Source organism: Methylobacterium sp. CCH5-D2 (assembly GCF_001556475.1).
Taxonomy (GTDB): domain Bacteria; phylum Pseudomonadota; class Alphaproteobacteria; order Rhizobiales; family Beijerinckiaceae; genus Methylobacterium; species Methylobacterium hispanicum.
Genome location: NZ_LSIX01000969.1, coordinates 1 through 8,778 on the forward strand (window position 1 = coordinate 1; position 8,778 = coordinate 8,778).

Below are 8,778 nucleotides of genomic sequence, written 5' to 3' on the forward strand. Positions count from 1 at the left end.
CGGGCGAGGTCGCCGTCGCCGAGCCGATGGGCGAGGCGGTAGGCAAGAGCCTGGGCGAGGCTGCGCTGGTCGAGGATCGTCGCCTGGACGATGCCCGCATAGAGCGGCTCCTCGATCAGGACGGCCTCGGCCTCGGCGCGCAACGCAGCCCAGACATCCGCCTCGGCCGTGCTGCGGCTCGTGGCCCGCAGCGGCGGCTGGATGGTGGCGAGGGCAGTGGTCATGGAAGCAACGGTCACGGCGGCGATCAATGGATCCGCCGGAACAGGTCCAGCAGGTAGCGTTCGAGCACCGCGTGCCCCTCGAACGCGACATCGACGGTGGCCGGGCGCCCGCCCCGGCCGTGGATACCGACAATCCGCCCCCGCGCGTGGCGCCAGATCCCGAGGGCTTCCGCGAGGTCGAGGCGCTCGAACACCACCTCATCCCCTCGCCTGATCGGCAATGCGGCCATGGCGTCCTCCTCTGCGCGCCGTGAGAGACCGGCCCGATTTCCGGTCAAAGGCCCTATCGGCTGGCTCGGGAAATGCCCTTCCGCCCCTTCGTGGTCGGAGGAGAAGGTTTCGTTCGCGCCTTGCCCGAATGAGAGCATGATCTTCACTAAGTCACTGTTATAACTTGATAATTGGCGATACAGTCCGGTTTGGCAAGGGTTGTTCTCAGGTCGCCCCGGCGATATCCCGACCCGGACGACACCGGAATCACCCTGCATGAACGCTTACCTTCCGGCCCTCGCGGGCGGGCTGCTGATCGGCCTCTCCGCCGCGACGCTCCTCCTCGTCAACGGCCGCATCGCCGGCATCAGCGGGCTCGTTGCCGGGCTGGCCCAGCCGGGAGAGCGCCGGCTCTCCGACCTGGCTTTCCTCCTCGGCCTCGGCCTCGGGCCGCCGCTCTTCGCGGCGATGGCGGGCCACTGGCCCCTTATGAGGATCGAGGCGTCCTGGCCGGTGCTGGCCGTCGCCGGTCTCCTCGTCGGCTTCGGCACGAGGCTCGGCTCCGGCTGCACCTCCGGCCACGGGGTGTGCGGGCTCGCCCGCCTGTCGCCGCGCTCGCTCGTGGCGGTGCTCGTCTTCCTCGCCACCGGCATGCTGACGGTGGCGCTCATGCGGGTGGCGTCGTGAGCGGAGCGGCCCGTCTTCTGGCGGCCCTTGCCGCCGGGCTGCTGTTCGGGCTCGGCCTCGCCCTGTCCGGGATGCTCGATCCCGCTCGCGTCCGCGGCTTCCTCGATATCGGGGGCGCCTGGGATCCGAGCCTCGTCTTCGTCCTCGGCGGGGCGGTGAGCGTGTCGGCGCTCGGCTACGCCCTCTCTCGCCGCCTGGCGCGCCCGGCGCTGGCCGAGACCTTCGACCTGCCGACCTCGCGACGGATCGACGGCCCCCTCGTGCTCGGGGCCGCCCTGTTCGGAATCGGCTGGGGTCTGTCTGGCTTCTGCCCCGGCCCGGCCGTGGCGGCGCTGTCGACCGGCGCGGCACCGGCCCTCGTCTTCGTGGCGGCGATGCTCGTCGGCATGGCGGCGCACGCGCTCCGCCCTCGGTGACGCCCCCAGACACGCCTCGTCATCCACCGCGGCTGCGTCCCGGAAGCAAATCGGGGACACGCCCCCATCGGTGCGCTAGGTGAGAAGCCCGGTCCGGCGCCCGAGCCAGAGCGTGCCGCCCGCACCGGCAAACATGGCCACTCCGAAGACCCAGCCCGAGAGGGCCCCGGCCATGATCCCGGACAGGAGCGTGCCGACGCTGCAGCCGAGGCCGGTCATCGCGCCCCAGCCGAGGAAGAGGCCGCCGAGGAGGCCGCGGATCGCGTGGCCGGACCGTGGCCGTGCCGGCTGGAACTGACCGGATGCCAGGGCCGCCACGAAGGAGGCAAGCACCAGGCCGGCGACGAACAGCCCGTTCGGCGTCAGCAGCGCCTCGCGGATCGCCGTCGCGCAGCCGCGGAACGTGTCGAGACCCTCGAGACGCGCCGGGAGAAGGCCGGCTGCCCCCGCGGCCTGTCGGGCTCGGCCGCCGATCTCCGCCGTCACGCCGAGGGGCCCGACCCGCAGGTAGGCGAGGGTTCCGATCGCCCCGACCGCCAGCCCGCCGAGCCAGACCGGCCAGCGGCCGGAGAACAGGGCCCGCAGCGGGTCGCTGCCCCGACAGAGATTCGGAGCCACCGGGTCCGGCAGGCGCTTCATCAAGGGCCACGCCAGGAAGGCCAGCACCGCGAGAGCGAGGCCCAGATACCCTGCATAGCCGAGATGGCGCGGCAGCCAGATGACGGGCGCGTCAGCCACGCTGACGAGGTAGAGCGGGTTCCAGGTCGCGAAGCCCAGCACGAAGCCGAGCCCCGTACCGACCAGGGCAAAGGGGGCAGTCGGCGAGCCCTCGCCGAGGCGATAGAGATGCGCGCTGATGCAGGAGCCGGAGATCGCCATCCCGGCCCCGAACACGGCGCCGGCCAGGAGAAGGACGGGGCCGACGGGCCCGATATGCGCGTCCGGCGGCAGACGGGTGCCGCCGGGGTCGGGCATCCAGGCCCCGAGGACGACGGCGTAGCCGGCGAGGCCCGCCGCAAGGGCCGCCAGGATGCCGAGCAATCCCCGCGGGTCGCCGGCGACGAGGAAATCCCGCCACTGGCAGTAGAAGCAGAAGCGGCTGCGCTGCAGGACGACGCCGAACAGCGCCCCGAAGGTGAGGGACAGGGCGAGCCGGCTGCCCCCGGGCTCGCCGGACAGCCACAGGGCCGCGCCGACGAGGCCGAGGGCGATGCCCGGAGGCGCGACTCGTCGAACGAGTTCCCGGCCCGTGGGCAAGGCCAATGCAGGGCGTCGGGGGAGCGGCGGGGACCGCTCCGCGACGGGTCCGCTCACTTGCCGCCCCAGACCGTCCCGGCGAGGTTGACCACCGGGACACCGACGGCGTTGCCGTACTCGGTCCACGAGCCGTCGTAGTTGCGGACCGGGTAGCCGAGCACCCGGCTCAGCACGAACCAAGAGTGGCTCGACCGCTCGCCGATGCGGCAGGAGGTGATGATCGGCTTCGAGCCGTCGATGCCTGCCGCGGCGTAGAGCGTCTTCAGCTCGGCGGGGGATTTCAGGGTGCCGTCCGGGTTGACGGCCTTGGCCCACGGCACGTTCACGGAGCCGGGGATGTGACCGGCGCGGATCGCGAGTTCCTGGACCCCGGGCGGTGCGATGACCTTGCCGCTGAACTCGTCGGGCGAGCGGATGTCGAGGATCTGCTCATCCCGCTCGCGCTTGGCGACCGCCAGCACGTCCGCGAAGCGGGCCCGGAAGGCGGGCGACGGAGCGGGCGCCGCGAAGGAGGATGCGGCGACCTCGGCGCTGCGCGTGTCGAGGGGGCGCTTCTCGGCCTCCCACTTCTTGCGCCCGCCGTCGAGGAGCTTGACGTTGTCGACGAGCCCGTACTGCGCCAGCACCCAGGCGCCCCAGGCGGCGAACCAGTTGTTGTTGTCGCCGTAGAGGACGACGGTCGTGTCCTTGTCGATGCCGAGGCGGCGGGCGAGGGCCGTGAACTTCTCTCGGGAGGCGATGTCGCGGCTCACGGTCTCCACGAGATCGGTGTGCCAGACCACGTTCTGCGCACCCGGAATATGGCCGCGCTCGAACACCCCCGGCTCGACGCTGACCTCGACGATACGCAAGCCCTTCGCGTCGAGGTTCTTCTCCAACCATTCGGTGCTGACGAGGGGGCTTGCCTTCGCCTCTGTCCTCGCTCCGGCCGTTTGCTGGGGCGTCGGCGGCTCCTGGGCGGCGAGCGCGGCGCCGGGGGCCGAGACGCCGACGAGGATCGCGAGAAGGCTGGTGGACAGGCGAGGCACGGGGCAGGCTCCGATGGCGTTCGGCAGGATCCGTCGCCCGCCACGGCCAGATGACCGCGGCGCATCGTAGGATTCATGTCGAGGAAGGCGGTCTCTTCACTGATCGGTCGATCCGAGAGACAGGCGCATATTCACACTGAGCGCGCAGATCTCTCGGCCAGGATCGGCTTGACCGCAATTGTATTGGCGGGGGCGGCTCGGCGTCAATAAAAGCGAGTTTCTTTTTATCGCTGGCTTAAGGAAGGCTTCGACCCTGCATAAGGCGAATTTCGCAAAGGACTATCTCAGGACCTCGGACGTGTGCGCTTGATCGGCAGTGCCGCGCAATTCCTCGTCCCGCGAGGCAGAAGCCGAGCCGCTTTCCGGTCAGGTTTTCAGGCGGAGAGCGAGTGTCCGGTCGCGGCGTAGCGACTTGCGGGCCGCGCCAGGCCCAAGTGGTCCCGCAGGGTCGCCCCGGCATAATCGTGACGAAACAGGCCGCGGCGCTGGAGGATCGGTACGACCGCGTCCACGAAGGTCTCGAGGCCCTCCGGCAGCACATCCGGCATCAGGTTGAAGCCGTCCGCCGCGCCGGCCCGAAACCACGCCTCGATGTCGTCGGCAATGACCTCCGGCGTGCCCACGATGATCCGATGGCCGACCCCGCCGCCGAGCGCCCGCAGGAGCTGACGCACAGTCAGCCTGTCCCGCCGCGCGAGGGCGAGCGTGCCGAGGAACATCGTGTGGTTGGCGTCCGGCGGCAAGGGCAACGGGTCGGGGAGCGGCTTGTCGAGGTCGAGTCGGGCGGGGTCGATCCGCAGAGTGCCGGCGAGCCGGGCGAGGCTGTAGTCCAGGGGCACGAGATCCCAGAGATTGTCCTGGCGGCGGCGCGCCTCGGCCTCTGTCGAACCGATCACCGTGGCGAGGCCTGGTAGGATGACCAGCGCCTCCGGCCCACGGCCGTAGCGCGCCGCCCGCGCTCTCAGGTCCCGGGCATAGGCCGCGCCGTCCTCGACGGTCTGGGCCAGGGAGAATACGGCGTCGGCGGTGGCTGCGGCGAGTTCGCGTCCATCCTCCGAGCCGCCGGCCTGGAACGTCACCGGGCGCCCCTGCGGGCTGCGCGGCACGGTGAGCGGCCCCGCGACGGTGTAGTGGGACCCACGATGGTCAACTGTGTGGACCTTGGAGGTGTCGACGAACCGGCCGCTTGCCTTATCGCCGACCAAGGCATCGTCCTCCCAGCTGTCCCACAGGGCGTGAACGAGGTCGGTGAACTCCCGGGCGCGGGCATAGCGGGCCCCGTGCTCCGAGGCGCCCGGGAATCCGAAGTTGCGGCCGGCGGCGGCGTCGGCCGTCGTCACCACGTTCCAGCCCGCCCGGCCGCGGCTCACGAGGTCGAGACTCGCGAAGCGGCGGGCGAGATTGTAGGGCTCGTTGTAGGTCGTCGACGCGGTGGCCACGAGGCCGACATGGCTCGTCACGGCGGCGACGGCCGACAGCACGACGGTCGGTTCGAGGGCGTTAAACGGGCGGTCGTCGATCCGGTCGTTAATGGCGGGCGTGTCGGCGAGGAAGATCGCGTCGAGCTTGCCCCGCTCGGCGATGCGGGCGACGCGCACGAAATGATCGATGTCGAGGAAGGCGTCTGGCCGGCTCTCCGGCAGTCGCCAAGCCGACGGGTAGACGCCCGAATGCAGCAGGTTGACGTTGAGGTGCAATTGGCGGCCGCTCATCGAAGCCCTCCGGGTCAGCGGATGCGGGGGATGACCTGCTCGGCGAAGCGGCGCATCTCAGCTTCGAAGGGCTGGAACTGCAGCATGAACAGCTCGATGCCGGCGGCGTGAAAGGCGCGGATGCGCTCCGCGACGGTCTCATAGCTGCCTACGAGCCCGGCCGCCGTTCCACCGTTCGTCCCGACATGGCGGGAGGCCGCCGCGTCGGTCTTGGCGAACATCACGCTCGCTGCGTCGGTGCGGGCACGGGTGTCGGCGCGGAGATCCGCGTCGCGTTGGGCGAGGGCGAGAAGCCGGGCGTGTTCGGCCTCCGCCTCCGCGTCGGACCCCCGCGCGATCACGAAGGCCGAGAGGCCGTAGCGCAGGGGCCCATTGGCGGCCGGGCGCCGGGCGACGTCGGCGATCAGCGCGGCGACATCCTCGAGCGGCTGGCCGTTGATGAACCAGACATCGGCGTGGTCGGCGGCGAGCGCCCGGGCGGGCTCGGATTCGCCGCCGAGATAGATCGTCGGCCTCGGCCGGAACGTGCCGGCTGGCCGGAGCTGATAGTCCTCGGTCCGAAAATGCTCACCCTGGAAGGTCACGCTCTCGCCGCGCATCAGCCGGCTCACGAGGCCGATCCATTCGCGGCCATAGGCATAGCGGTCGTCGTGTGCGGGGAAGGGCAGTCCGGCGCGCTCGAACTCGGCCTTGTTCCAGGCATTCACGAGGTTCAGGGCGAAGCGACCGCCGCTGATATGCTCGATCTGCAGGGCCATCTTGGCCAGCACCACCGGGTGGTAGAGCCCCGGCTTGATCGCCGCGATGATCTCGATCCGCCGGGTGAGCGCGGCCAGCGCCGCCGCCCCGGTCCAGGCTTCGAGCTGGTCCCGCTGTGGGTCGTAGGGATTCATCGTGTGCTGGGCGACCAGCACCGCATCGAAGCCGAGCGCCTCAGCCTCCAGCACCAAAGCGCGGTTGCGCTCCCAGCTGGCGTCGTCGGGCTCGTCCGGGTCGTGGTGGGAGGCGCGGGAGCCGTGGACGGCGGCCCAGATACCGAAGCGGGGGGCGCTCACCACGGCCTCAGCCCCGGCCCGTCGGCGGCTGGAAGATCTTGACGTCCGTGGCGTCGATCCGGCGGGGGATGAGCTTCGCCTCGTAGAACACGTCGGCGATGGCCTGCTGCTCGCCGAGTTGGCTGCGCTCCACCGGCTCCACCGCGTAGCTCCGGCGACTGTTGGCGGCGGCCACGACCGCCGGGGGCAGATCGCCCCAGATTGGCGCCAGCAGCGCCACAGCCTCCTCCGGGTTGGCCTTCATCCAGGCGCCGGCCTCCACGAGGGCGCGGTAAACGGTTGCCACCACCTCGGGATGCGCGGCGACGAAGCCGTCGTTGACGACGTAGTAGCGGTGGTAACTCGTGAGACCATTGCCGTCCGCGATGACCCGGACCGGGCGCTTGGCCTCGGCGAAGGCGAGGAACGGATCCCAGATCGACCATGCGTCGAGAGCGCCCTGATCGAAGGCCACGGCCCCCTCCGGCGCCTGGAGATAGGCGGGCTTGATGTCGGCGAGCGTCAGGCCGGAGCGCTTGAGCGCGGCGGCCAGCACATAGTGGCTCCCCGAACCCCGCGAGACGCCGACCGTCCTGCCCCTCAGGTCGGCGACGGTGCGGATGGGGGAGTCCGCCGGCACGATGATCGCCTCGGCCGAGGGGGCACCGCGCTCGCGGGCGTAGAAGGTCAGGGGCGCCTTGGCCGATTGGGTGAAGATCGGCACCGCGTCGGCGACGTCGGCGTGGATGTCCACGGCCCCGGCATTCATCGGCTCGATGACGCTGGTGAACAGGTGCCAGGTCGGCGTGAAGCCCAGCGGCGCCAGACGCTCGGCCAGCGTGCCCTTCACCTTGAGCACGGTGAAGAGCACCGACGAGCGCTGCATGCTGATCTTCACCTCGCGAGGAGCCGCGCGCACGGCTGGAGCGCCGAGCGCCAGTGCGGCGGCCCCGCCGAGCCCGCCGCGCAGGAGCGTGCGGCGAGAGAGGCCGAACCGGCCCATCGTGTCATCGGTCATCGGGCGCTCGCGAATGGCAAGGAAGAGCGGTGGTTGGGCGCCGGGGCATGGGGACCTACTCGGCGCATTCATTGAAGGCCGGCAAGGCGCAACGGATCAATGAAACGCGTTTTCGAATTTTCGGACGAATAGGGAAGCGCATTCCACGAAATAGAAATTGCCGGATACGCCTTCCTTCCGGCCGATCACGTAAGACAAAATTCCGACACAAGTTGGAAATTTCGATGGATGGAACGCCCTTCCACAATGAAGCCTCGCCGCATTCCGAAAATTCTCTTACATAGTTCGTCGCGATAACTCGCTCCCAAAGTTGAGATCCGCCATGGAATCTGGGTTGCGATTGGGGGCTGGCTCACGGATTCCTCTGGCAAACGCCCCCGGGGGCGAGGCCGGAAATGAGAAAGTCGGAGCCATGTCGCAGACGGATGCGGGCTGGGGTGCGGGGCCGAGCGCACGTTACGAGACCCTCGCAGATCGATTCCGCCCGGTCTTCGCCGAGATCCGCGCCACCGCCGTCGAGCGGGACCGGGAGCGCCGCCTGCCGCACGCCGAGATCGGCTGGCTGCGGGAGGCGAACTTCACCACCCTGCGCCTCTCGCCCGAGGCGGGCGGCCACGGCGCCAGCCTGCCGGAACTCTTCGCGCTGCTGATCGAGCTCTCGGCCGCCGATTCGAACGTCACCAACGCGCTGCGTGCGCATTTCGGCTTCACGGAGGACGCGCTCTGCTCCTCCTCGCCCGAATGGCGAGCGGCCTGGATCGAGCAGATCGGCGCGGGCAAGACGATCGGCAGCGGTGTCTCGGAGACCGGGCCCGCCAAGGTCGGCGCCTTCGACACGGTCGTGCGGCGGCGGGACGGCCGACCCGTGGTCGACGGGCGGAAGTTCTACACGACCGGCTCGCTCTTCGCGGACTACATTCATCTTTCCGCGGAGGACGAGGCAGGCGGAGCGGTGACGGCGGCCGTGCCGGTGCGTGCGCCGGGCGTCACCATCGTGGACGATTGGGACGGGTTCGGGCAGGCGCTCACCGCCAGCGGTACCGCGACCTTCGAGGGCGTGGCCCTCGACCCCGCCCTGATCAAACCGGACCCGGCCCGCTTCCCCTACGCCATGGCATTCTTCCAGCTGGTGCATCTCGCAACGCTCGCCGGCATCGGCCGAGCGGCGGCGGACGACGTGGCGCGGCTCGTC

The 8,778-nt window shown here is 70.2% G+C and carries 9 protein-coding genes and 1 pseudogene; 3 read left to right on the forward strand and 7 right to left on the reverse strand.

The window, feature by feature from the left end; genetic code table 11:
• Positions 1–224: pseudogene (locus tag AX737_RS26300) on the reverse strand (serine O-acetyltransferase); the annotation flags it as partial.
• Between the two features lie 23 nt (positions 225–247).
• Positions 248–454, reverse strand: coding sequence for a hypothetical protein (locus AX737_RS26305; protein WP_066926618.1), 207 nt, complete (start codon positions 452–454; stop codon positions 248–250).
• A 256-nt stretch (positions 455–710) separates the two neighbouring features.
• Here AX737_RS26305 and AX737_RS26310 point away from each other — a divergent pair, with 256 nt between their 5' ends.
• Positions 711–1,121, forward strand: a complete 411-nt coding sequence (locus AX737_RS26310) for a YeeE/YedE family protein (protein ID WP_066926620.1) — start codon at positions 711–713, stop codon at positions 1,119–1,121.
• Positions 1,118–1,537: a YeeE/YedE family protein gene (locus tag AX737_RS26315; RefSeq protein WP_066926622.1), complete on the forward strand. Its 420-nt coding sequence runs from the start codon at positions 1,118–1,120 to the stop codon at positions 1,535–1,537. The genes AX737_RS26310 and AX737_RS26315 overlap by 4 nt, the downstream gene beginning before the upstream one ends.
• A 75-nt stretch (positions 1,538–1,612) precedes the next feature.
• Here the strand turns inward: AX737_RS26315 and AX737_RS26320 are convergent, their stop codons facing one another.
• From AX737_RS26320 to AX737_RS26340, 5 genes are all read right to left on the reverse strand, one after another.
• On the reverse strand, positions 1,613–2,800 hold the full coding sequence (locus AX737_RS26320; RefSeq protein WP_066926624.1) for a YeeE/YedE family protein: 1,188 nt from the start codon (positions 2,798–2,800) through the stop codon (positions 1,613–1,615).
• Between the two features lie 47 nt (positions 2,801–2,847).
• On the reverse strand, positions 2,848–3,672 hold the full coding sequence (locus AX737_RS26325; RefSeq protein ID WP_197430726.1) for a sulfurtransferase: 825 nt from the start codon (positions 3,670–3,672) through the stop codon (positions 2,848–2,850).
• 524 nt (positions 3,673–4,196) lie between these two features.
• The gene (locus AX737_RS26330; protein WP_066926628.1) at positions 4,197–5,534 is read right to left on the reverse strand and encodes an LLM class flavin-dependent oxidoreductase; all 1,338 of its coding nucleotides are present in this window, start codon (positions 5,532–5,534) and stop codon (positions 4,197–4,199) included.
• 14 nt (positions 5,535–5,548) lie between these two features.
• Entirely contained in the window at positions 5,549–6,589 is a 1,041-nt protein-coding gene (locus tag AX737_RS26335; RefSeq protein WP_066926629.1) for an LLM class flavin-dependent oxidoreductase, read from the reverse strand.
• 7 nt (positions 6,590–6,596) lie between these two features.
• A complete protein-coding gene (locus AX737_RS26340; RefSeq protein WP_082773311.1) occupies positions 6,597–7,586 on the reverse strand; it encodes an ABC transporter substrate-binding protein in 990 nt (329 codons plus the stop codon).
• A gap of 412 nt (positions 7,587–7,998) precedes the next feature.
• Between AX737_RS26340 and AX737_RS26345 the strand changes: the two genes are divergently transcribed.
• A partial coding sequence (locus AX737_RS26345) for an acyl-CoA dehydrogenase family protein (protein WP_348626814.1) occupies positions 7,999–8,778 on the forward strand: 780 nt, incomplete at its 3' end.

Excerpts from the sequence above, each read along its gene's own strand:
- AX737_RS26305 (WP_066926618.1), bottom strand. The coding sequence starts at position 454 with ATGGCCGCATTGCCGATCAGGCGAGGGGATGAGGTGGTGTTCGAGCGC.
- AX737_RS26310 (WP_066926620.1), top strand. The coding sequence starts at position 711 with ATGAACGCTTACCTTCCGGCCCTCGCGGGCGGGCTGCTGATCGGCCTC.
- AX737_RS26330 (WP_066926628.1), bottom strand. The coding sequence starts at position 5,534 with ATGAGCGGCCGCCAATTGCACCTCAACGTCAACCTGCTGCATTCGGGC.
- AX737_RS26340 (WP_082773311.1), bottom strand. The coding sequence starts at position 7,586 with ATGACCGATGACACGATGGGCCGGTTCGGCCTCTCTCGCCGCACGCTC.